The 24178-nt window shown below is 71.3% G+C and carries 15 protein-coding genes and 1 pseudogene; 6 read left to right on the top strand and 10 right to left on the bottom strand.

What is annotated here, in order from left to right:
- Positions 1–181 precede the first annotated feature (181 nt).
- The 3 genes and pseudogenes from A6A25_RS19780 to A6A25_RS46845 form a co-directional block, all read right to left on the bottom strand.
- Entirely contained in the window at positions 182–1726 is a 1545-nt protein-coding gene (locus A6A25_RS19780; RefSeq protein WP_241828802.1) for an alpha/beta hydrolase, read from the bottom strand.
- A gap of 251 nt (positions 1727–1977) precedes the next feature.
- Positions 1978–2235 (bottom strand): hypothetical protein, encoded by a 258-nt coding sequence (locus tag A6A25_RS19775; protein WP_073892142.1) that lies wholly within the window; start codon positions 2233–2235, stop codon positions 1978–1980.
- A gap of 181 nt (positions 2236–2416) precedes the next feature.
- Positions 2417–2506 (bottom strand): annotated as a pseudogene (locus tag A6A25_RS46845) (RNA polymerase subunit sigma-70); the annotation flags it as partial.
- 621 nt (positions 2507–3127) lie between these two features.
- Between A6A25_RS46845 and A6A25_RS19765 the strand changes: the two are divergent.
- From A6A25_RS19765 to fxsT, 3 genes are all read left to right on the top strand, one after another.
- Positions 3128–5065 carry an MDR family MFS transporter gene (locus A6A25_RS19765; RefSeq protein WP_083668483.1) on the top strand — a complete coding sequence of 646 codons (1938 nt, stop codon included), beginning with the start codon at positions 3128–3130 and terminating at the stop codon, positions 5063–5065.
- 113 nt (positions 5066–5178) lie between these two features.
- Positions 5179–6687 carry a VMAP-C domain-containing protein gene (locus tag A6A25_RS43145; RefSeq protein ID WP_143193276.1) on the top strand — a complete coding sequence of 503 codons (1509 nt, stop codon included), beginning with the start codon at positions 5179–5181 and terminating at the stop codon, positions 6685–6687.
- A gap of 290 nt (positions 6688–6977) precedes the next feature.
- Positions 6978–10856, top strand: a complete 3879-nt coding sequence (fxsT, locus tag A6A25_RS19755) for an FxSxx-COOH system tetratricopeptide repeat protein (protein WP_143193275.1) — start codon at positions 6978–6980, stop codon at positions 10854–10856.
- On the opposite strand, the gene A6A25_RS19750 is transcribed toward fxsT, so the two are convergent.
- The 3 genes from A6A25_RS19750 to A6A25_RS19745 form a co-directional block, all read right to left on the bottom strand.
- Entirely contained in the window at positions 10853–12622 is a 1770-nt protein-coding gene (locus tag A6A25_RS19750) for an HEXXH motif domain-containing protein (RefSeq protein ID WP_158073764.1), read from the bottom strand. The two genes, fxsT and A6A25_RS19750, sit on opposite strands and share 4 nt — an antisense overlap.
- A gap of 96 nt (positions 12623–12718) precedes the next feature.
- On the bottom strand, positions 12719–12883 hold the full coding sequence (locus tag A6A25_RS44115; protein ID WP_158073763.1) for a hypothetical protein: 165 nt from the start codon (positions 12881–12883) through the stop codon (positions 12719–12721).
- Positions 12884–13025: 142 nt separating this feature from the next.
- Positions 13026–13913: an effector-associated domain 2-containing protein gene (locus A6A25_RS19745; RefSeq protein WP_073892136.1), complete on the bottom strand. Its 888-nt coding sequence runs from the start codon at positions 13911–13913 to the stop codon at positions 13026–13028.
- Positions 13914–14026: 113 nt separating this feature from the next.
- On the opposite strand from A6A25_RS19745, the gene A6A25_RS19740 reads away from it, so the two are divergent.
- Positions 14027–15292, top strand: coding sequence for a hemolysin family protein (locus A6A25_RS19740; protein ID WP_073892134.1), 1266 nt, complete (start codon positions 14027–14029; stop codon positions 15290–15292).
- Here A6A25_RS19740 and A6A25_RS19735 read toward each other — a convergent pair whose 3' ends face one another.
- Positions 15293–17581 (bottom strand): tetratricopeptide repeat protein, encoded by a 2289-nt coding sequence (locus A6A25_RS19735; protein ID WP_083668474.1) that lies wholly within the window; start codon positions 17579–17581, stop codon positions 15293–15295. It abuts the gene before it with no gap.
- A 78-nt stretch (positions 17582–17659) separates the two neighbouring features.
- Entirely contained in the window at positions 17660–19075 is a 1416-nt protein-coding gene (locus A6A25_RS19730; RefSeq protein WP_073892132.1) for an aminopeptidase P family protein, read from the bottom strand.
- 216 nt (positions 19076–19291) lie between these two features.
- On the opposite strand from A6A25_RS19730, the gene A6A25_RS19725 reads away from it, so the two are divergent.
- Positions 19292–21799, top strand: coding sequence for a hypothetical protein (locus A6A25_RS19725; protein WP_073892131.1), 2508 nt, complete (start codon positions 19292–19294; stop codon positions 21797–21799).
- Here A6A25_RS19725 and A6A25_RS19720 read toward each other — a convergent pair.
- Entirely contained in the window at positions 21796–22578 is a 783-nt protein-coding gene (locus A6A25_RS19720; protein WP_143193273.1) for an SDR family NAD(P)-dependent oxidoreductase, read from the bottom strand. The genes A6A25_RS19725 and A6A25_RS19720 overlap by 4 nt on opposite strands.
- A 127-nt stretch (positions 22579–22705) precedes the next feature.
- Here A6A25_RS19720 and A6A25_RS19715 point away from each other — a divergent pair, with 127 nt between their 5' ends.
- Positions 22706–23278: a TetR/AcrR family transcriptional regulator gene (locus A6A25_RS19715; protein ID WP_143193272.1), complete on the top strand. Its 573-nt coding sequence runs from the start codon at positions 22706–22708 to the stop codon at positions 23276–23278.
- Here the strand turns inward: A6A25_RS19715 and sigJ are convergent.
- Complete coding sequence (gene sigJ, locus A6A25_RS19710) at positions 23262–24101, bottom strand: RNA polymerase sigma factor SigJ (RefSeq protein ID WP_198932778.1); 840 nt, start codon at positions 24099–24101, stop codon at positions 23262–23264. The genes A6A25_RS19715 and sigJ overlap by 17 nt on opposite strands.
- Between the last annotated feature and the right edge of the window lie 77 nt (positions 24102–24178).

Raw genomic sequence — 24178 nt, 5'->3', positions numbered from 1 at the left:
GTATTGTCGCAGGCCGCATCAAACATGAGGCGGCAACGGAGATCAAGTCACGCTCAACGGGCCGCTCAGGTGTACGCGTTGCGCGACCAGTGCCGCCATCCTGACCCGCGGTGACGTCGTCGGATGGTCGCGTTGGGCACAGTCGGACCTCGTCCACCCACTCCGTAGCCGGGTGTCCTGATCACCGCGGGGTGACGTCGGTGCAGTCGACCGCCTCGTCCGGCAGTCGGCCGGTGGTCAGGAACGTCACCGTCGCCTCGTCCACGCATGGGGAGCCCTGGCCGTAGACGTAGTGCCCGCCGTTGTCCGCGCCGACGAAAGCCGCTCGCTCGCCGAGGACCTCGTACAGCCCGAGGCCGTCCTCCCACGGTGTGGCGTTGTCCCTGCGGTTTTGCAGGATCAGGGTGTTGCGCGGTCCGTCGTCGGTGACGCGAACGGGCTCTTCGACCGGCTTCGGCCAGAACGCGCACGCCCAGATGTTGGCGGGCATCCCGGCGGTGAGCGGCCAGGACGCGCGGTCCTCGGCGGTGCGGCGGGCGTACCCGTCGACGTCATCGGGCCACTGCGCGTCACCGCAGGTCAGTGCCAGGAACATGGTGGCCTGGTTGTCGGCAGGCACACCCGGGGTCGGCGGCGGTGCGGTGAACACCTGCCGCAGCACCTGGCCGTCCGCCTCGGTGAGCACGCCGTCGGCCAGCCCCACGGCGGCCTTCCAGAACCGCGCGAGCACCGGCAGGGTTTCGTTGTCCAACAGGAGGCTGTAGGTGACGGTGCGCAGCATCGAACCCGTCAGGGCCAGTGGGGTGCCGGGGACGGGCGTGGGGGTGCGGTCGAGGCGGTCGGCGAGTGCGAGGTACTTCCGGGTCACCTCGTCGACGGTGTCGCCCAGTCCGAGCGTGGCGTGCTGCGCCGCGGCGACCCTTGCCGCGTCCGGGAAGCGTTCCGACATGGCCTTGCCCCAGTTGTCCGTCGCGTCGGCCCAGACCTTCCGGGGGTCGACGTTGCCCTCGAGGACCACCCGGTCGGCGCGCTCGGGGAACAGTGACTCGTAGACCGCGCCGAGGTACGTGCCGTAGGACTGGCCCCAGTAGGAGATCTTCTCCTCACCGAGCGCCGTGCGGATGCGGTCCATGTCGCGGGCGGTGTTGGCGGTCGTGAAGTACCGGAGCTTCTCGCCGGCGTTCGTCGCGCACCGTTCGGCGTCGGTGCGGGCGTGGTCGACGTTCGCGGTGATCGAGCCGTCCGCGGCCGGGTACGGGAAGAGGCCGGCGAGAGACGGGTCGTCGAGGCCGCAGCTCTGCGGGGTGCTGTGCCCGACCCCACGCGGGTCGAAGCCGATCAGGTCGTAGGCCGTCAACACAGACGGCGGCAGGGTCGGAGCCACGACACCCGGTGTGTCCAGGCCGGGCAACGCCGGTCCGCCGGGGTTCAGCAGCAGGACGCCGCGGCGGTCGCCGGGCTTCGCCGCCGGCAGCTTCGAGACGGCCACCTCGATCTTCTCGCCACCGGGGTTGCGGTGGTCGAGCGGAACCTCGACCGTTGCGCAGGTGAGCCGGGGGTCGCGACCGGCGCCCTCGGCCGACGCCGGGCAGGCGCCCCAGGCGATGGGCGACGTGGCGGGCGCCTCGGTGACGACCGGTGCCGCGTCCTCACTCGTCGCGTCCTCTTCCGAGGCGGCGGTACAGGCCGCCACCGAGGCGACGGCGAGCGCCACCGCGATCACCACCCCGGTGAAGTTCCGGGGGATACCGGCTCCCGCTGACCGTTGCATTGTCTTCAACGCCCTTGCCCTCCAGTTCTCGGCGCGCCGCGACGCGCTGGCACCGTCGCGAGCGAACCTATGGAGAACCTCGACGCTGCGAATCCCCTCGGTGTGGACACTTCTCTGTAGTCCTCACGGGGGACAGGACGGCCCGCGGCCGACTGGCCGTCACCTGATGCGTGGTCACGGCGACGGCGTCTCGAGCGGTACGGAGCTCAGGCGCTCGGCGTCGTCAGGCGGCGTGGCCGCACCGAGGTCAGGGCCTCGATCCCGAACACCAGGGCGGGCAACACGAAGGAGACACCGGGTCCGAGGCCGAGCACCAGTCCCCAGGCTGCCATCGCCAGTTCCACGACCGTCGTGACGAACGCGACGGCGCGGCCGGTGAGGTCCGAGACCGCGACCGCCGCCGCGGCGACCAGCGGCACCCCGAGCAGGTACGCCGTGGCGCTCCCGCTGTCGGCAGCCAACACCGGCCCGGGGCCTGCCGCGGTGTGCCCAGACGGCGGCCGGCAGCGCGTCGTCCTCGGGGCCGGCCGCGGGTGGCGCGGCGGGCTCGGGCGGCAGCGCCCCGGCCGGCTCCTCACGCCGGGCCTGGCGTGCTTCGAGCATGTTCAGGCAGACCCTGGCGACGACCGTGGTCAGCCACCCGTCCGGGTTCTCCACCTGGTCGGTGTCGGCGCGGCTGACCCGCAACCAAGCCTCCTGCACCGCGTCCTCGGCGTCGCCGGCGGAGCGGAGCATCCGGTAGGCCAGCGCGCGCAGCCGGTCCTGGTGCTCGGCGAACCGCTCGCTCAGCCAGTCCTGTTCGACCATCTGTCACATTCCTCCGGCCGGGCCTGTCATCCGGGTTGACCGGCGACGCCAAGTGGCCCACGCCCCTACCGCGCGGCCTCCCGACAGCGCCCGGCCATGCCGCACCGTGCCTGCTCGCCCGGCCGCGTCGTGCTGCCCGGTTGCGCGGTGTCCGCTCGGTCCCGCCGCGTCGGCCCGGTTACACCACCCCGCCCGCCGGCACCACCCGCCCGCCAACACCACCCGCCCGCCCGGCCACGCCTCGCCGTCCGGGTTCCCGCTGTGCGGCCTGCCCGGTGCGCCTGGCCGCCGGATCCCGCCCGGCCGCTGGATCACCCGCCTGGCCGCCCGATCACACTCAGCCCGCCCGACCCCCGAACGCCCGCCGGATCACGCTCGGCCACCCGACCAAGCCCGGACTCGTGGGCGCGTGGTCGTGCCGGAGTGCGGGTCACCCGGCCGTGGGTGTGGGCGGGCGAGGTGGGGGTGCCGGTTTTATCGTCGGGTTAGGAGGTCCACGTGGTCGAACAGGTCGGACGCGGGGCACAGCGGGCCGTCGTCTCGGTGATCATGCTCGGGATGCTGCTCGCCGCCCTCGACCAGACGATCGTGGCGACCGCCCTCCCGACCATCGTCAGCGACCTCGGCGGCGGCGGGCACCTGTCCTGGGTGGTGACCTCCTACCTGCTCGCCGAGACGATCATGACCGCGCTGATCGGCAAGTTCGGCGACCTGTTCGGCCGCAAGCGGGCGTTCCTGAGCAGCGTCGCCCTGTTCCTGGTCGGCTCGTTCCTGTGCGGCTGGGCCGACTCGATGACGTGGCTCATCCTGGCCCGCGCGGTGCAGGGACTCGGCGCCGGCGGCCTGATGGTGACCTCCGCCGCCGTCATCGCCGACGTCGTGCCGCTGTCCGAACGCGGCAAGTACCAGGGGTTCATCGGCGCGGTGTTCGGCGTGGCCACGGTGGTCGGGCCGCTGCTCGGCGGCCTGTTCGTGGACCACTTGAGCTGGCGCTGGGCGTTCTACGTGAACCTGCCGCTGGGCGTGGTCGTGCTGGCCGTCGGCGCGTTCGCGCTCCCCGGCGTGCGCGGTGCGGGCCGGCCGAAGATCGACTACCTGGGCATCCTGCTCATCGGCCTGGCCGCGACCGGCCTCACGCTCGTCACCAGCTGGGGTGGTGTCGAGTACCCGTGGGCGTCGCCGACGATCATCTGGATGGCGATCGGCTCGGTCGTCACGCTCGCCCTGTTCGTGTTCGTCGAGACCCGGGCCGCGGAGCCGATGCTGCCCATGCGGCTGTTCCGCGGCCGCGTGTTCACCGTCTGCACGGTGCTGAGCTTCGTGGTCGGGTTCGCCATGCTCGGCGGCGTCACGTTCCTGCCGACCTACCTGCAGTACGTGCACGGCGCGTCGGCCACCCAGTCGGGCCTGGAGATGCTGCCGCTGGTCGTCGGCCTGCTCATCGCCTCGATCACGACCGGCAACGTGATCAGCAAGACCGGCCGCTACCGCGTGTTCCCGCTCGTCGGCAGCCTGCTCATGGTCGCCGGGCTGCTCCTGCTGTCGCGGTTGGAGCCCGAGACCTCGTTCTGGCAGGCATCGACGTACATGCTCGTGCTCGGCCTGGGCGTCGGCATGTGCATGCCGGTGGCGATGGTGGTCGTGCAGAGCACCAGCAGCTACGAGGACCTCGGCGTCGCCACCTCCGGCGTGAGCTTCCTGCGCACGCTGGGCAGCTCGTTCGGGGTCGCGGTCTTCGGCACCGTCTACGCGAGCAACCTGCCGGGCAACCTGGCCGCCGCGATCCCACCGGGCGTCGACCCCGCCGCCGCGGCGAACGTGCAGGCCCTGCACGCCCTCCCGGACCAGCTCAAGGCCCCGATCATCGCCGCCTACGCCGACACCCTGCACACCGTGTTCCTGGCCGCCGCCCCCGTCGCCGCGGTCGCGTTCCTGGTCGCCCTGTTCCTGAAGGAAGTCCCCCTGCGCGACACCGCCCGCGCCGCCGCCACCGAGGTGGGCGACAACTTCGCCGCGCCGCAGACGTCCGACTCCGAGCAGGAGTTGGAGAAGCTGGTCGCCCTGATCGTCAACCGCGAACGTCGCGACCCCACACCGGACGTCCTGCGCGAGTCGAACGTCCCGCTCACCCACGCCCAAGCGTGGCTGGTGGTCAAGGTGTTCCGCCAAAGCCTCGACCACGGCCACGCCACCCTCGAACGCCTGGCCGACGCCACCCACGTCCCGCCGGGCATCTTCGAACCGGTGGCACGCCAACTCCAGACCAGGGGCTACCTCACCGAAGCCCAAGGCGAATACCGCTTCACACCCCAGGGCACCGAGGTGTTCACCGACCTGGTCGCCGCCTGGCGCCGCTGGCTGCTGGTCAAGCTCACCGACTGGAACTGCGACGACCCCGAGTTCACCGACGCGGTCGACCGAGTCGCCACCACCCTGACCACCTCGGGCCGCGCCCTGACCACCGCCCATCACACCACCGTGGGCTGACCGCATTTTGCGGACAATGCCCCTACCTACTGTGTAAGAGTGACGGCTGGGAGTCGCGGTTCTCTCAGGTGGGCGGCCGCGGTGCGCCGACCGTGGAACAGGGGGACGGTCACATGGTCGTGGACCAAGGTGTGAACACCCAGTTGCGGTTACAGGGTGAGATCGTCGCTTCGCTGGAGCGCTGCGAGAGCCTGCGCGCCGAGCGGGGGCGCACCGAGCTGGTGAGCGTGCTCTCCGACGTGCTCGGTGAACCGGTGTCGTTGGAAGGACCGGAGGTCCACCTCCAGTTCGTGAGCCTCGTCCGGTGGTGCTGTCGTCGCCCGGGTGGCTTGCACCAGATGGTCGATTGCCTCAGGTTGCTGGAACCACACTCGCCCGAGATCGCCCGACTGGTCGAACTGGGGGACGAGTGGGCCGCCTACCGGGCGCTGCCGACGGGGGACTGGGACCGGTTGGCCAAGGCCTTGCGGTCGGTGCGGTTGTCCGACGACCCGTTCGAGGAGCGGCGGGAACTGCGCCGCCTGGCCGACGTGGCCACCGACGGGCACTGCGACGACCTGCCCGTGCGGTGCCGCTCCGTGTGGTCGCTGTTCCTGCACCTCGCCGACCACAACGCCGGTTCGGGCGCCCTGCCGCCCGCCATGGTGCTGGTGGACTGCCTCGCCGGACGGCTCGAGGACAGCGCCCTGGCGGCCGAGTTGCGCCGCTACAACTGGAGGTTGGCGGAGAAGTTCGAGGTGACCGATCTGGTCGAGCAGGCCCGGTGGCGCAACGAAACCGAGGCCGACGACGATGACTCCGATGTGGTGCACCTCGTCTTCGAAGTCGACCCGGACCCGGTCGACCAGGCCAAGGTGGTGCTCTCGCACTGGCTGAGCTGGAAGGGCTCGGGCTGGCACGGCCGCCGCCGCGGTGACGCCGCGATCCGGCGGGACGACCTCGAAGCGGAGGTCGACCGCGTCATCGCGGAGCTGGAGGCCGAGCTGGGCGTCACCCCGGATGCCGAACGGGTGAGCTCGATCGTGGTCGAGTTCGCGCTGCCGTGGGAGATGATCAACACCGCGGTCGAGTTCTGGCCGAAGGCCTCTCCCTCCGATGTCAGCGTGCCATTGGCGGTCGACCACCCGGTGCTGGTGCGAAGCCTGGAGCGGACGCGGGCGCAGCGGTACTGGCTGGTGTGGAAGCAGCGCTGGAGCGCGATCTCGGGCGAGGCAGCGCGGCCGTACTGGAGCCGGACCAACGGCGGCTGGGACCTCACCGGCATGGCGGTGGAGCTGAACGACACCTCGATCGTGTCACTGGTGCTCAGCGAACCCCCCGGCGACCGCCGCGGCCGGGCCTGGCACGAGGCCGCGATGGCGTTCAGGGCCGGGATACCGATCATCATCTGGGACCGGGAGGACTGCTCCAGCAGCCACTTCCACGAGGCGGTGACCCGGTTGTTCGCCGCGGGCGAAGTGCGTCGGTTGCCGGATCGGTTGGCCCAGTTGCGCCGCGAAGCACTGCTCGCGAATGACTCGGATGGGCCGCACGCGGGCCGCAGTCTTGCCGTATTGTGGGACGATGCGGAGCGTCTACCGGAACCCCTGACCTCGGGCTGGGGTTCGCAGGGAGGTATCTGAGCCATGCCCGGCCGGCACGCACTCGATACCAGACGCACATTGGTTTCTAATTCACCTGATCGGCTTAGGTGGGTGCTCACTCGAAACGGTGAGAGGGCGGCCGATTCCACAACACCCATCCGATTATGGACGTCGTTCGGAATCGATTCACTTCGCCACCGCGCACTGATGCCGAGGTCGGGCGCCGAGTTCGTGACCAAGCTGTGGTCCCCTGATTCCAGGGCACACTGGCATGAATCGGCTCACAGACCCGAGCCCGGTTGTCGTGCCCGCACCGAAAGGATGTGACGGTGCGCGCCGACCCGGAGGACATCGCCACGGGCGCCGCCGCAGGTCCGGACACCCACGAGTGGACGGCGGACGGGCTGCGGGAAGTGCTCGCGCCCCTGCTCGGCCAGTCCCGCGACCTCGTGGTCGCCGTCGACGACGGTCCGGGGATGTCGATCTGGACGTCGACGGTCGAGTCCTTCACCCGCGCGCTCGCCGAATCGGGTGTTTTCGGTGAGGTCGCGGTGTGCGCTCTCACGGCCGGCGACAGCGGTCAGGTCGTGCTGCGCGGCTCCGGCGGGGGCAGTCCGCCGGACCTGAAGGGTTCCGGTCGGCGCCTGGTGATCGCGCTGACCGACGCCGTCGACCCGGCCTGGCGGCTGGGTGGGGCGTGGGCGGCGCTGCGCGAGCTGGGCGCCGCGCACTCGGTGGCGGTGGTGAGCCCGCTGTCGTGGTGGGCGGCCTGCCGCACCGGCCTGGACCTGCACCGGCTGCGCCTCAAGGCGTCCGAGCCGGGCGCGCCGAACCACTTCCACGAGTGGGAACCGCAGGTCGACGTGCCCGGGTTGTACGACGACCTCGGCGACGTGGTGCCCGTCTCGTTCGTCGAGCTCGCCCCGGCGGGTCTGCGCGAGTGGTCCACCCTCGCCGCCGCGTCCGGGTGGGCGAACCTGGGCGCGGCCCTCGTGCCCGTCCGGCCGGACCCGGCGACCGAGGCGTCGGTGCGCCCATCGGGTGACATGGCCTTCAGCGTCGCGGACCTCGTCGCGGCGTACCGCACCACCGCCTCGAAGGTGGTCTTCGACCTGGCCGTCCACTTGGCCGCCGCACCGCTGGAGGTGCCTCTCCTCCTCCGCATCCTCGAACTCCTGCACCCGGAGGCCGGGCGTTCCGCCCTTTCGGAATTCCTCGGTGGCCCGCTGGTTGCGATCGCGCCCCAAGGGTCCGCCGACGGTGAAAGCCGAGTGAAGTTCGGTTTTGTGCGTGAAGGTATCCGCGAGGAACTGCTCGCGCACGGCCGCCGTATCGACACCGAGCGGGTGCGCAAGGTGGTGCGCCATTACCTGGACGAACACCAACCGGGGGTGGCGGCGTTCGAATCGCCGCTCGACGGGGAACCGGTATCGGTCGCTGTGACCATTGTCCCGCCGCACCTCGCAGAAGCGGAGCGGGCGATGCGAAGGGCCTGGTCAGGGGCGCACCTGCGCAATTCAAAGTCATTCGGGGACCCCGCGGTCGAGGTGCCCCCGGCGATCGGGAATGATGATCCGGGCGGAGATATACCGCCTGATGAACGTTACCGAACACGTGTTCGCGAGGGCACGGTCGTTGTCGAGCGAATTGCAGGAGGAGTAGAGGTGACTGCCGTCGAGCAGGAAGAAAGGAGAAGGACTCTCGCATCGCCCGTCTTCGGCGGAGTGCCGCCGAGGAACGCCAACTTCACCGGGCGGGCGGACCTCCTCCAAGAGCTCGAACGGCGTCTGGTCCGGGGTGGAACCGCGGCGGTGCTGCCCGAAACGCTCCACGGCATGGGTGGTGTGGGAAAATCGCACCTGGCCATCGAGTACGCTTACCGCAACCGCGCGAACTTCGACCTGATCTGGTGGGTGCCCGCGGAGCGGTCGGTCAAGATCGTCAACTCGCTGGTGGAACTGGGGCAGCGGCTGGAACTCCCCGTCGGCTCCGAGGCCAACGTGGCGGTCCAGCAGGTGCTCGACGCCCTCCGCAGCGGCAACCACCCCAAGGTGCCGACCAACTGGTTGCTCATCTTCGACAACGCCGACAGCCCGGACGCCGTGCAGCAGTACCTGCCGACAGGTGGCACCGGGCGCATCCTGGTCACGTCGCGCAACTCGCAGTGGCTGAGCGTCGCGCGACCGCTCGAGGTCAACGTCTTCCAGCGCGCCGAGAGCGTGCAGTTGCTGCGGCGGCGCGACCCGGAACTCAGCGAGGAGGACGCCGACCGCCTGGCCCAGGCGTTGGGCGACCTGCCGCTGGCGATCGCGCAGGCGGCGGCGTGGCGGGTGGAGACGGGCATGCCCGCCGCCGAGTACCTGGAACTGCTCGCCGAGAAGCAGTTGGAACTGCTCAACGTCACCACGACCCTCGACTACCCCGAGTCGGTGGCGGCGATGTGGGACCTGTCCCTCAGCGAGCTCAAGCGCAAGAACCCGTCGGCGTTGCGATTGCTCCAGGTGTGCGCGTTCCTGGCACCCGAACCGATCAACCGCAAGATGTTCAGCTACAGCCGCAACATCACCGACGTGCCCGCCGAGCTGTCCCGGGTCCTGCGCGACAGCCTGCGGCTCAACGAGGCCATCCGCGACATCAACCGCTTCGCACTGGTGCGCGTGGACCACCGCACCAATTCCATCGAGCTGCACCGCCTCGTCCAATCCGTGCTCATCAGCCAGATGAGCGAGGAAGAACGCGTGACCATGCGCAACGCGGCGCACCTGATGTTGGCCGAGAACGACCCGGAGACACCGGAAGAGCCGGAGAGCTGGCCGACGTACGTGGATCTGAGCGCGCACCTGGCCGCGTCGAAAGCCTACGAGAGCGATGCCGAGCAGGTCCGGACGTTGCTCTACAACCAGGTCCAGTTCCTCTACCGGTGGGGCGAGCACAAGCGCAGCGTCGAGCTGTCCGAGCAGATCTACAAGATGTGGGTCGACAGGCTGGGCGAGGACCACCAGTGGACCTTGAGGATGGGCCGCTGGTACGGCTTCATGCTCTGGGTGCAGGGCCGCTACGCCGAGGCCACCCCATTGAACGCGGACCTGCTCGAACGTCACCGCCGCACCTTCGGCGAGGAGCACGAGGAGACGATCCTGGCGATCAGCCAGGTCGCGGCGGACAAGCGGGCGGAGGGCGACTTCGTCGGCGGGTTGGAACTGTCGAAGCGCAACTACGACATCTGCGTCCGCTACCTCGGGGACGAGGATCCGACGACCCTGCGCGTCGCGCACAGCCTCGGGGTGAACCTGCGCCTCGTCGGTGACTTCACCGCCGCCATCACCCTCGACGCGGACACCTGGGACCGCCGGATCCAGATCTACGGTCAGGACCACGAGGTGTCGCTGCTGACGCAAGTGGGCCTCACGATCGACAAGCGGGAGCTGGGCAACTACCGGGAGGCGTGCGCAGAGCACGAGGAGATCGTGCGCACGTACGCACGGCGCAGCCAGGGACGACCCCTCAACCCGGCGTGGCTGCGCGCCCTGCGGCACTTGGCGGTCATGCGCCGCAAGGCCGGTGACCACGAAGGCGCGATGAGTGCGGCGCAGACCGCGTTCGACGGGCTGCGGTTGAGGTACAACCTCGACCACGCCGACACGCTCGCCGCAGCGTTGGCTCGCTCCATCGAGCTGAGGCACCTGGGTCGACTGGAGCAGGCCAAGCAGCTCGGCCAGGACTCGCTGACCAGGTATGAGCGGACGCTGGGGCCGACCCACCCGCACACCCTGTCCGCGGCCGTCAACGTGGCCATCCTGCGCAGGCTGATGGGCGACGCCGAGGGCGCGCTCGAACTGGACAAGACGACGTTGGCCAGTTTCCGCACCCGCCTGGGTGGCGACCACCCGTCCACCTTGGTCACCCGGATCAACCTCGCCAGCGACCTGTACGAGTCAGGCGACGCGCAGGGTGCCCACGACGTCGATGTCGAGGTGCTCAGCCGTGCCACGGAGATCCTGGGCGCCGATCACCCGACGACGTTGGCGTGCCAGGTGAACCTCGCACACGACCTGCGTGCGCTCGGGCGCACGGAGGAGGCGGACGCGCTGCACCGGCGAGCGGTGGCCATGCTGAGCGAACGCCTCGGGCCACATCACCCCGCGGTGTCCGAGTTGAGCGATCCCCGTGTTCGAGCGAACTGCGACATCGACCCCATGCCGCTCTAGCCGTCCGCTCCGAGCCATGCGGCGAGGCGTTCCACGTCGGGCGCCTCGCCGGTGAGCGCCAATTCGTTGCGCACGGCGCGGACGACGTCGGGGCGTTCCAGCAAGGTCTTCGAGGCCGCACCGGGAGACAGGGCGCGCACCGCGAGCCCGAAGCCGGACCACGTTCCCGGTCGGTTCGAGCCTTCGGCGAGTTCCGCCGCGTAGAGCGCGTGCGCCCGGTCGTGCTCGCCCGCCACGAGGGCGAAATCCGCCTCGGTCAGGTCCGTGGCGATCTGGCGGATCTCGTCCGGGGGGTCCGAGGACATCGCGTCGAACTCGCCGCGGTCGGAGAGCAGGACTCGCGTGAGGATCGCCTTGGCGTCCAACCTGGGCGGAGCGCTATCAGCCACCACGACCGGAGCCGGCCCGGGGATCGGTGCCGACTCGCCCGCGCGCCAGCGCTCGACGCACTCGAGCACGTGCGCCCGCGCTGGGCGCAGGTGGGATACGCGCCATGCCGCGCGGTGGTCCTGGGCGGCCGTCTCGGCGGCCGCCAGTACCGTCGCAGGCACTGAGTCCTCGGTCAGGGCGGCCAGCCGCTCCGCCAGGCGGGTCGCGAACCTCCGTCCCGCCTCGGTCAGTGACGGGCGGCGACGCAGTGTGCCGAGCGCTTCGGTGACCTGCATGCGGACCAGCGCGAACTCGAAGTGCGCCAAGGCGGCGTCCGATCCGGTCAAGTGCTCGCGTCGCCGATGTCGCTGCCAGAACTCGGCGACCGCCAGGAAAGCGTTTACCCCTTGGTACAGGCCGGACACGGGGCGAGGATCGTCGCGCCACGGCGCGTAGCACGTGGCGGACGGGTCCACGCTGGTGAGCGGCACGACGTGGCCGATCGCGTTCAGCTTGCTGTGCTGGTACTCGTGCACCATCGTCACGGCCAGCTGAGCACCGTCGTGCGGTTCGGAGATGATCGCGGCGCCGTAGCCGTCGCTGACCGATCCGCTGTGCGGCCGGAAGCGGTACGCCGCCGGGCGTGGCGTGATCACCGACAGCCCCCTGGCCAGCTCGCGCGCGCGGTGCGGGTGGTCCTGCTCCAAAATCGCCCACGCGTCGGTGAAGGCCGCGTTCCACCGGTCGGCTGATGAATCCGGCAATGGATCGGGCTGCTCGGGAATCGTCAATCCCCGGTACGGCCCCGTGTCGTCCAGCTGGATGCGCGGTGCGGTGCCGCCCACCTCGCCGCCAAGAATGTGGATCGGCTTCCGTTTCACCGGTCGGACCGCGCCACCGGCGGTTTTGACCGTTAACTCCAACGTGGTCGAAACCAGGGTACCGTGATCCCATTCGGCGGTATCGGGCACGTGTATCGAACCGAGGCCCGGCAGGGTCGCGATGCCATCCCAGAGTGGAATGACCATCGTGAAGCGCACATTTGCGGATATGGCCGCCGCTACGGCCAGCAAGTGCAGCTGACCGATGTGGAACCACACGGGCGCGATGTCGGTGGCTCTGTTCCGCAGCCGCCGCAGGAGGTGCGCCGACCAAACTCCGACCTGCGGGCGTGACAGCAGGGCGGCCACCGCCTCCCGGTCGGCGCGTTCGGCGGCGACCAGGAGCTCCCACGCCACGTCCACCGGCGGCAGGGGACTGCCCGGAGTGTGGTGATCACGCGCGTGGCGGAGCACTGCCCGCAATGCGAGCAGGCGTCTCGTTCGCTCGACGCTGTTCAGCAGCGCGGAGGTGTCGGCGTCGGGTCGGTCCGATGCCGAGGCGTCCAGTTCGGCCAAGGACATGCCGTGGTTGGGCAGCGATAACCCGTGCGTGGAGCTCCAGCCAGCCACTTCGCGGTCGCCTCTCCTCATGGGCAGCGAGCCCTCCGCCGGTCAGGACTCGTGACCGCCCAGACTGGTGCTGGCGTGGTCCACCTGTTCGAGGAAACGGTCCGACGACGCCGTGAGGGTCTCGTTCTCGAACGCGGCCAACGCGTCGAGAGGAACGCTCGTCAAGTCGACCAGGCCGGAGTCGATCCGAATTGTCGATTCGTCCACTAGCAGGCCTCCTGAGTTGGCCACCGGGCAGCATCGTCTCGGGCGCGGTTGGGTTACACCGCCGACGGTATGACTCAGTGTAATGTCCATGAAACAGAGGGGAAGAGGTGCGTATGGCGGTATTCGGCGGCGGTCGACGCAACTAAACGCCACTGACCCGTTGCGCCATCAGGGTGTCCAGTTCGGCCATTGCGGTGGCGCCCGCGGCGTAGAAGCGGATCGATTCGAGCAGTGCTTCGAGGCCACCCGGGTAGTGGGCGCACGTCCGGACGATGCTGACGGTGTCCGGGCGGTCGGCGTTGTGGCGGGTGATGGAGGCGGCGAAGGGCAGCTCGCGCAGCACGAGGTCGCGCCCTTCGCGAGTGTCGAAACCGGGGGTGCGCAACATGACCTCGATGATCGGCTTCAACTCCGCGAGGGGCAGGGTCCGCTGGGGGGTGGGGCTCCCGAGCGGATGGCCGTCCACGAGGCGCACCCACACCCGGGCGTGCACCTCTTTGACGTCCGCGGTGGCGGCTCGGTAGGTGTCCGGGCGCGTGGCGGGCTGGTGTCGGATCACTGCCTGGTAGAACGGGTCCGAGGCGATCAGGACCAACGTGGCCGTGGACTCCCGTAGCGCGCGCTTGGCCTCGACGGTGTCCAGGATGCGGTAGGTGAAGATCATCTCGACGCTCGTCTTGCCGTGCTCGTCGTAGTGCACCTCACCCGAGTGCACGGCCATCCGCAGGCGCAACCGTGCCTCGGCCGAGTGAACGTGGTTGTGCTCGCGCAGCGCGGCCACCAGCCGCTCGGGCAGCTGGTCGACCAGGACTCCCTTCGGCGTGTCGGCGGGCAGCAGCACCATCACGCTGTCGCCCACGTCGTCCACCGCCTTGTTGTCCCACGGCAGGTCGCAGTCGACGAACGAGGCCATGAGCACCTGGTACAGGCCGTCGCGGACCGCGGTCCGGTGCCGCGACGTCCGCGCCGGGTCGCCATAGCCTTCCACGTCCACCACGACGAACGAGCGGTGCTGCCCGAGTGACCGCATCCGACCTCCCCGAGATGGTTGTAACCCAGTGGAGGGGTGTGTGGGCAGCGGCGCCACTCGAAATGACCAACGTTCCGGTTGCGCGCCCACCCGGTTCGGGTATGAGGTCGGGTGTGGACGGGTACGGGTGGACCATCGCGCTGGTCGCGGTGCTGGTGTTGTTGAACGCGCTGTTCGCGGGCAGCGAGATGGCGTTGATCAGCCTGCGCGAGGGCCAGTTGCGGGCGTTGGAGCGGGACGGGAGGGCGTCGGCGAAGACGCTGGTGCGGTTGGCGCGTGACCCGAACCGGTTCCTGGCCACCATCCAGATCGGCATCACGCTGGCCGGGTTCCTGGCCTCGGCGACGGCGGCGGTGTCGTTGGCGGCGCCGCTGGTGCCCGCGCTGTCGTTCCTCGGCGACGCGGCGAACGCGGTGGCGATCGCGCTGGTCACGGTGGTGCTGACGTTCCTGACCCTGGTGTTCGGCGAGCTCGCGCCCAAGCGGCTGGCGATGCAGTACGCGTTGCGCTGGGCGCTGCTGGTGGCACGACCGCTGCACGTGCTGTCGGCCGCCTCACGGCCGGCGGTGTGGGCGTTGAGCGCGTCCACGAACCTGGTGGTCCGGCTCTTCGGCGGCAAACCGGACGCCGAGTCCGAGCAGATGTCGTCGGAGGAGCTGCGGGAACTCGTGCACGCCCAGCGCGGCCTCAACGCCGAGCAGCGCATGATCATCACCGGCGCGCTGGAGATCAGCGAGCGCCGGTTGCGCGAGGTCCTCGTGCCCCGCCGGGCGGTCGTCACCCTGGCGGCCGAGCTGGACGTGCCGACCGCCCGCGGCGAGCTGGCCGCGTCCGGCCACTCCCGGGCACCCGTCGCGCGCGGCGGGCACCTGGACGACGTCGTGGGCGTCGTGCACCTGCGTGACCTGCTCGAAGACGACGTCAAGCTGGTCGACGTGGCCCGCACGCCGGTGGTGTTCCCCGACTCGGTCCGCGTGTCCGACGCGCTGCGCCGGTTCAAGGCCGAGCGCGAGCAGCTCGGCCTCGTGGTGGACGAGCACGGCGCGGTCGACGGCATCATCACGCTCGAAGACCTGCTGGAGGAGATCGTCGGCGAGATCCTGGACGAGACCGACCGCGACGTGATGGCCGTCCGCAACAGCGCGGACGGCTCGCTCGTCCTGCCCGGCACGTTCCCCGTGCACGACCTGGTCGACCTCGGGATCGAGCTGGTCGACCCGCCCGAGGGCGACTACGCCACCATCGCGGGCCTGGTGCTGGTGCTGCTCGGCCGCATCCCCGAGGCACCCGGCGACCGGGTCACGGTCTCCGGGTGGACCGTCGAGGTGCTCAAGGTCGAGCACCACGCCATCACGTCGGTGCGGCTGCGGAAGCGCTGATCACCGGCGCGCGGTCCGGCTTCGCCACTCCGCCAGGAGTCTTCGGGTCTTCAGCGCGTACGGGTGGCCCGGGGCCAACACCCCGAGCTGATCCTCGATCAGCCGTTCGAGCTGCGCCACCGCCCCGGCTGGGTCGCCCGCCCTCCCGGTCCACTCGGCGAGGTTGTTGCGGCTGTAGAACGTCCTCGGGTGGTTCCGGCCCCAGATGCGGGCCTTGTCGGCGACCACCTGCTCCAACCGTGCGGCCGCACCGGCGGGATCACCCGCCACGCCGAGCCAGTAGGCGGCGTTGTTGCGGATCGCGAGGGTGTTCGGGTGGTCCTCGCCCATCACCCGGATGTGGTCGACGAGCAGGGCCTCCAGTTGCCGGGTCGCGGCGGCCGGATCTCCCGCCTCCGCGACGGAGGCCGCGAGGGAGTTCCGGGTCATGAGGGTGTCGGGGTGGTCCGGGCCGGACACCCGCACCCGGTCGGCGAGGACCTGTTCGAGCTCCGCCACCGCCTCGGCGTGCGCGCCGACCCTCGTCCGGGCCTTGGCGAGTCGTCCGCGCGTGGTCAGGGTGATCGGGTGGTCGGGGCCCAGCACCCGCAGTTGGTCGAGCACCAGCCGCTCCCACTCGCCGATCGCCTCCTCGTAGCGGTGCAGCTCCGCCAGCCAGTAGGCGAGGTCGTTGCGGGTGCTCAACGTGTCCTGGTGATCGGCGCCGAGCACGCGGGTCCGGACCGCGAGGAGCGCGCTCAACCGGTCGACGGCCGCACCGGGGTCCCCGGCCACACCCCGCAGGTTCCCCAGGTGCGCGAGGGCGGTCAACGTGTCGGGGTGGTCCTCGCCGAGGAGGCGGTGCGCTGTCGCGGCCACCGAGCCGAAGTGCGCGGCCGCTTCGGCTGACATGCCGGCCTCGCCCAAGCTGGTGCCGGCCCGGAACAGCACCTGGTGCGCCTCGTGCCCCCACAGGTGGTCACCCGCGACGGCGTTCAACGCCACCACGTTCGACCGCACCGCGGCGATGAAGTCGGAGGCGCGCTCGGTCTCCGGCCAGATCTCCAGCAGCGCGTCGGCGGCCGTCCGGGCGACCTGACGCATCCGGGCCTCGGGGGTGCCCTCCCTCGTCGCCCGTTGCACCAGGGCGTGGACTTCGACCGCACGGTTCGGCTCATCCGGCTGCACCGACGCCAGGCTGAACCGCTGTAACAGGTGCAGGGCGTCGAGGATGTCGTCGAAGTCGGGCGGGAGCCCCGGCCCGTCCGCCAACCACGTCGAGACGGCGTGGCTGGTGAAGATCCGGACCGGCGCGCCGTTCGCGTCCAGCACGGCGGCGAGCTCCAGCAACGGGGCCGCGAGGTGCGGTCCGTGCGAGCGGTTCAGCGACTCCACCGACAACGCCCAGGTCACGGCCACGGTGGTGCGGTGGTCGTCCGGCAGTTCGTCGGCGTCGGGCAGCACCTGCGCCAGGGTTCTGCCCCGGGCGGCGAAGCGGTGCCGGTACTGCCGTGCGGTCAGCCCGCGGTTGACCAGGTACGCGGCGGCCTGGGCGAGCGCGATGGGAAGGCGTCCCAGGTCCTCCGCGAGCTCCGCGGCGCCCTCCGCCAGCCGATCGTGCCCGGCGAGCTTGTCGGCGAAGTAGGACTCGGCTTCCGCCGGTGTGAACACCTCCACCTCGACCAGCACGCGGTCACGCCGCGAGAGCGAGGCGTCGCGGCGGCGGGTGGTGACCACCACTCGCCCGCCCGGCCTGCTCGGCGGCCACAGACCGCGCAGGTCGGCCGGGTTCGCCAGGTCGTCGAGCACCACGAGCCACGTGCGCCCGGTCGTGGCCAGCCAGGCCAGCAGCCGGTCGGCGTCACGCTCCGGATCGTCGTGAGTCGAGCCGACCACCTCGGCCGCGGCCGAGGCGTAGCCCGCGATGACCGAGTCCCGGGAACCTGCCGTCACCCACAGCAGCAGGTCGACCGCGCCGTCATCCCACAGCCGTTCCGCGAAGGAGGCGGCCAGTTGGGTTTTCCCGACGCCACCCATGCCGACCACCACCCAGGTCGTCGGCGCGGCTTCACCGCCGGGAACGGCCCGGTCCAACCGCCGCAGGGCCGCCCTGTCCTGGAAGCAGTCCGCCAGGAGCGGCACGACACCCACCCGCCGCGGCCACTGGTCGGCGGGTGGGTGGGGCGGCAGGTAGACCTGCGAGGCGTGGATCTCCTCGACGTGGCCGGCCTGCACCACGGTCCCGTGCACGTCGCCCCCGATGCCGTTGTGAGCGGCACCTGATGGCCAAGACGACGGTTGTGCGGTCATGGCGGCTCCCGTAGACGTCCGGGCACCGGACAAGCGTCCTGCTCATCCGTGCCCGGATCAACGTCGCCGGACCGGCCGTCAGCGCCCGGCGGCCGCGACCCACGCCTCCAGCCCGGCCACGTCGTGCGGCAGGGCCGAGGACAGCACGCGGTTGCCGTCGGTGGTGACCACGACGTTCTCCTCCAGCCGCACACCGATGCCCCGCAGCTCCGGCGGCACGGTCTCGTCGTTCGGGTGGAAGTACAGGCCCGGCTCGACGGCCAGCGTCATGCCGACCTCCAGCTCGCCCTCGTGGTAGGCCTCGGCGCGGGAGTTGGCGCAGTCGTGCACGTCCAGCCCGAGGAAGTGCCCCACGCCGCACGTGATGTAGCGGCGGTGGTGCTGGCCGTCCGGGTCCAGCGACCGCGCCACCGACACCGGCAGCAGGCCCCAGTCGTGCAGGCCCTCGGCGAGCACCCGCATGGCCTCCTGGTGGAAGTCCCGGTACGCCGCACCGGGCCTGACCGCGGCCAACGCCGCCACCGACGCCCGCTCGACCAGCTCGTGCACCTGCCGCTGCGCCGGGCTGTACGTCCCGGACACCGGCAACGTGCGGGTGATGTCGGCCGTGTAGAGGGTCTCCAGCTCCACGCCCGCGTCCAGCAGCAGCACGGCGTCCTCGGGCACCGGACCGTCGTTGCGCACCCAGTGCAGCACCGGCGCGTGCGGCCCGGCGGCGACGATCGACGCGTACCCCGGACCGTTGCCCGCGGTGCGTGCGCGCCGGTCGAACGTGCCCTGCAACCACCGCTCGCCACCGCCCTTCACCGCGGCCCGCAGTTCGGCGGCGACGTCGGCGAACCCGAGGATCGTGGCGTCCACGGCGGCTTGGAGCTGGCCGATCTCCCAGTCGTCCTTGGTCCGGCGCAGCTCGGCCAGCACGGTGCGCAGCTCGGCGGTGTGGTCGGCGCCGGTCAACGCGTCCAGCAGGGGGTCCACGCCGTAGGTCGCGTGCACGGCGGGCAGCCTGCCGCGCAGCGCCGACGGCAGCTCGTGCAACGGCCGGCAGCGCAGGCCCAGCGCCTCGCCCCACTCGGCCAGGCCGGGGACCGGGCCGACCCACAGCTCGCCGTCCCGCGCGTTGGCGAAGAAGTCCGGCTCGTCGGGCCCGGCGGGCGGGCGCAGGAACAGCTCGGCCTCGTGACCACCGGCGACGGGCTGCATCACCAGCACCGCGCCTTCCGCCGCGCAGCCCGTCAACCAGGAGAAGTCGCTGTCGGGCCGGAAGCCGTAGTCGGTGTCGTTGGACCGCACCGGCGCCCAGCCCGCGGCCACGGCGATACGCGCACCGGGCAGGGCACGGCTGAGCCGGTCGCGGTGCGCGGCGGCGGCCGCGTCCGCGCCGGGTGTGACGCGTGCGGCTCGGTCGGCCGGACCCCAGCCGTGCTGGACGAACTCGCGGAACCCGGAGGCGTCCACCAGCTTGCTCGGGTCTCGACGGGCGGGTTTGGTCACCGTGGGCAGCCTTTCGGGTCAGGGCCGTGGGCACGCCCGACCGCGATCGGCGACCGGGCGTCGCCGACGATGTTCTCACCAGCCCCGATCGCCACCCGGAGCGCGCCCCCGCGAACCGCTGATCGCCCGATGGGGTGTCACCCGCGCTGAAACGGCCTCCCCCGCACGGGCGATCCGGTAGGTAACACGCACGGCTACCGACGGCAGGTGGAGCGCATGCGTCCCGAGGACGTGGTCGAACTGCGGGTGCACGGGGTGTCCGGCACCCCGCCGGAAGCGATGCTCGGCGACCCGTTCCCCACCCCGGTGGCCGGGGACGACGTCGCCCGGTTCCTGCGGGCGGGCAAGCCGGCGCGGGCGTTGTCCAGCGGGCGGACGCGGACGGTCGAGGCGTTCCACTGGGGGCGGTTCACGTCCGGTGGGGCCAGTCGGGCGCTGTGGTTGGTGCTGATCCCGTTCGCGATCCTGAACCTGGCCCGGTACGCGCTGCTGGGTGCGGGGCGGTTCGCCGAGGCGGTGTTGCGGCTGCTCGGGCTGGTGCTCACGGGCATGTTGGTCACGGCGACGGCGTACGCGTCGCTGGAGCTGCTGGTGCGGCAGTGCGCGGGCACGGTGGCGTGCCGGGCGGAGAACCTGGCGTTCTTCGACGGGTGGCCGTTCGGGGCGATGCTGCTGGTCGGCATGGTGCCGCCGGGGCTGGTGATCACCGTGCTGTGGTGGTTCGGCCGGCAGACGTTCCTGTACGAGCCCAAGGGCACGCACCACGCGTGGGAGACGCGGACGGGCAGCCTGGGTGACTACGCGTTCTGGCACACGTCGCCGCGCACGCCCGTGTTGCGTGACGCGCACGTGGCGGCGGCGTGCGTGGTGGTGGGGGTGCTGTACGCGGGGGCGTTGCGGACGGCGCAGCCGGACCGGCCGTCGGACGTGCTGGCGTGGACGGTGGTGGGGCTGGGCGTGCTGGTGCTGGCTTGGGCGGTCGGGTGCGTGGTGATGTCGCCGGACCGACGCGAGGTGAACTCGCGGGCGCTCAAGTGGGCGTCGGTGGCGTACCTGCTGCTCGCGGCGGGGTTGGCGACGGCGTTGCTGTGGCGGGTGCCGACCGACGCGGCCGGGTCGGTGACGCCGCTGGCCGGGTTCGAGGCGGTGACCAACACCCTGGCGGCGTTGGCGATGTTGTTGCTGGTCGTGCTGCTCGGGGCGTGCGTGCGAATGCGGTACTCCGCGCGTGGTGCCGAGTTGATGGTGGTGGACAAGCGGTTCCGGCCCTTGTGGCACGGCTACGCGGCGGTGGTGATCGCGGCCGTCGCCACCACGTTGGCGGTCGGGTTCAGCGGCGGGTTGGCGTACCGGGTGGTGGAGTGGGTGGGCGACCCGGTGCCCGAGGCCGGTCGTCCGGGGTTGGTGCTGAGCACGAGTTACCTGGTCGGCGCGGGGTTGTGGGGTGTGTTGGCGCTCGCGTTCCCGTTGCTGGTGGCGCCGATCGTGGCGGCCATGGTGCGGCAGGTGTCGAGCGCGCTGGTGTTCGCGGCCGGGTCGGTGGCCGCGGCGGTGGCGGTGGTGCTGCGGTGGACGCCCATGCCGGGCTGGGCGTTCTGGGCTGCGGCGAGTGCCGCTGGTCTGCTGTATGCAGTCGGTCTGGTTTCTTGTATGCGACATGCGATCGGGTTGGCGGTCCGGGAGGGAGTCGTGGCCGACTACCCGGGACGTCCTGATCGGCCGGGGATCGGCAAGGTGGCGTTCAACCAGCGGCTGGCGTCGGCGAAGTACCGCTACCACTGGCTGCTCGGCGCGATCGCGCTGCTGGGCGGGGTGCTGGTGACGGCGGGCGGCGGGCTCGCGCTGGCCCGGTTGGCGCACCCGGACTGGCGGGCCGCGCCGCCGCCGGGCCTGGCCGACTGGCTGTCGACCCGTTCGGCGCAGGACCTGGGAGCGTTGGGCAGCCTGGTGGTGTCCGGTCTCGTGTTGGTCTTGTTGTTGTTGGGTGTGCGGACCTGGCAGAACCCGAGGATGCGCACGGCGGTCGGGATCGTGTGGGACCTGGTGGCGTTCTGGCCCCGGCTGGCGCACCCCATCTGCCCTCCGCCCTACGGCGGTCGCGCCACCATCGAGCTGACCTCACGCGCGGTCCGGCTGGCCCGGCACCACGACGTGGGCGCGGTCGTGCTGTCCGGGCACAGCCAGGGCAGCGTGGTGTGCTTCGCCGCGCTGTCGTTGCTGCGCCGGGAGAGCGAACGGCCCGACCCTGCCGACGGTGAGCGGTACATCAGGCAGGCGGACGCGGTCGCCGCGCTGCGCCGGGTCGGCCTGGTCACCTACGGCTCGCAGCTGCAGTGGGCGTACTCGCGGCTGTTCCCGCACTACCTCGGCCACGCCCGGCTGGCGAGCCTGCACCAGGAGTTGGGCGACCGGTGGTGGAACGTGCACCGGCTCACCGACCCGCTGGGCGGTCCGGTGCAGGTGTGGCCGGAGACGGCGGAGGAGCAGGTGTTCGCCGATCCCAAGCTGTGGGGCGTGCGCTGCGGGAACGACGTGCGGCTGCGCGACCCGGAGTTCCTCGACCCCGACCCGGACATGGTCGCCTCGCCGTTGCGCGGGCACAGCGACTACTACGACGACCCGGTGTTCGACGAGGTCGTGGCGCGGGTCGCGGACGCCGTCGCGACACCCCGCACCACCGTCGTGCTCGGCGGCCTGACCCTGTCGGGCGAGCCGGTCAACTAGTGGTGCGGCTGGAGCACGGACCGGGTGACGCGTTCGGCGATCGCGGCCACGAGCCGGCGCGGTCGGCGCGGGACGAGGTGGGCGTTGAGCGCGTTGCGCAGGCCCGGCGCGAGGTAGGCGCGGTCGCGGTCCAAGGCGTCCAGGCCCGCGCGCACGACGGTCTCGGCGCTCATCATCCGACCGCCGAGCGCGGCGCGCGGGGTGACCCGGTCGAAGAAGCTGGTCTCGGTCGGTCCGGGGCACAGGGCGAGCACCTTGATGCCCCGGCCCCGGTACTCGCGGCGCAGCGCGAGGCTGAAGTTCAGCACGAACGCCTTGCCCGCGCTGTAGGTGGCGAAGTACGGCGAGGGCTGGAACCCGGCGGTGGAGCCGACGTTGACCACGGCGCCCGAACCGGCTTCGAGCATGCCCGGGACGAGCGCGCGCGTGAGGCCGACCAGCGCGACCACGTTCACCATCAGCTGCTCCTGGTCGTGACCTTCGGGGATGTCCTCGAACCGGCCCGCGGTGCCGAAGCCCGCGTTGTTCACCAGCGTGTGGACGGGGCCGCGCAGCCGGGCCGCGATCGAGTCGGCGGCGTCCGGTGCGGACAGGTCCTGCACCACGACGTCGACCTTCACCCCGTGCGCTTGGCGGAGGCGGTCGGCGAGCGCGTGCAGGCGGTCGGCGGAGCGGGCGACCAGGACGAGGTCGTGGCCGCGGGCGGCGAGCTGGGCGGCGAACTCGGCGCCCAGGCCGGCGGACGCGCCGGTGACGAGGGCGGTGGGGCGGTCGGACATCGGTGTCTCCATCGGCTCAGAGCGGGCTTATGTGGAACATCTTAGGCACAGGTGCCCACATAACTGCAACAGTGATGTTCCATTTAGTGTCATAGCTGTACCATCGGTGTGCGGGAAAGGGGACACTTTGGGAACGACCCGGCCGTTGCGCGCCGACGCCGAACGCAGCGTGCGTTCGATCCTCGAAGCCGCCGAGCGCGTGCTGTCGGTCAACCCCGGCGCGTCCATGGAGCAGATCGCCGAGGCCGCGGGCGTCGCGCGCACCACCGTGCACCGGCGGTTCGCCAACCGGCAGGCGCTGGTGGAGGCGATGACGGCCGACGTCGTGCGGCAGCTGGACGAGGTGATGGACGCGGGCCGGCCGGAGACCGCGCCGCCGCTGGTCGCGCTGCACGAGATCACCGCGAACGTGCTGCGGGTCAAGATCGGGTGGCCGTTCGCGATGGGCCTGGTCTTCACCGGCGCCGACTCACCCGCCGCCGAGGGCAAGCGACGGGTGGACGACCGCTGCCTGCTGCTGCTGCGCCGGGCGCGGGCCGACGGGCTGATCGACGCCTCCGCCGACCTCGACTGGGTCCGCCGGGTCTTCTACGCGTTGATCGGCGAAGCCGTGCACGGTCCGGACAGCGACCTCGAACCCGACGCGTTGGCGCAACGGGTCGTGGACACCCTCCTGCACGGCGCTAGCCCACGCGGGTGAGCTTGTCGGGGTTGGTGATCGAGTAGACGCCGCCGACCCGGTCGCTGCGGACCTCCAGCACCAGCACCGCGAACGGCGCGTCGTCGGCGAACAGCAGCACCGCCGGGTCGCCGTGCACGCGCCGGAACCGCACGTCGACCGTGCTCGGCACGCCCTTGGCCACGGCGACGAGCAGCCGGGCGACCGACTCGCCGCCGTGCACCGGTGCCAGGCTCCTCGCGGGTCCCTTGCCGCCGCCGTCGGTCCACAGCGTCACGTCCGGTGCGAGCACCCGCAGCAGTTCTTCGAGGTCGCCGCCCAGCGCGGCGGCCAGGAACCGCTCGGTCACCCGCCGCCGGGTGCGCGGGTCCACGGTGAACCGGGGTCGCCGGGCCTCGACGTGCTCACGTGCCCGGTGCGCGAGCTGCCGGACCGCCGCCGGGCTGCGGCCGAGGATGGTGGCGATCTCCGGGTGCGCGTAGCCGAACACCTCGTGCAGCACGAACACCGCCCGTTCGGCGGGGGACAGGGTTTCCAGCACCACCAGCACGGCCATGGAGAACTCCTCGCCGCGCACCACCTCGTCCGCCGCGTCGCTCACCAGCGGTTCGGGCAGCCACTGGCCGGGGTAGGTCTCGCGCCCCGCCCGCTCGCGGCGGCGCAGCGCGTGGTTGACCGCGACCCGGACCAGGTAGGCGCGCGGGTTCCCGACGTCGGTCCTCGGCGCCCACGACAGCCACGTCTCCTGCAGCACGTCCTCGGTGTCGGCGACCGTGCCGAGCATCCCGTAGACGATGGAGAACAGCAGTTCCCGGTGCTCGACGAACGCGTCCGTGCCGCCCATGGCCCCTCCTCGGTGTCCCATTCAAGAGTGATCTGGAGGGCCGACTGTGACGGGCTGTGACGTAGACCTCAGCACGT

Origin of the sequence: Saccharothrix sp. CB00851, from assembly GCF_001905065.1 — a bacterium.
In the GTDB taxonomy this organism is placed as follows: Bacteria; Actinomycetota; Actinomycetes; order Mycobacteriales; family Pseudonocardiaceae; genus Actinosynnema.
Note: the sequence above shows the minus strand (reverse complement) of the source record. Positions and strands in the feature narration are given on the sequence as shown.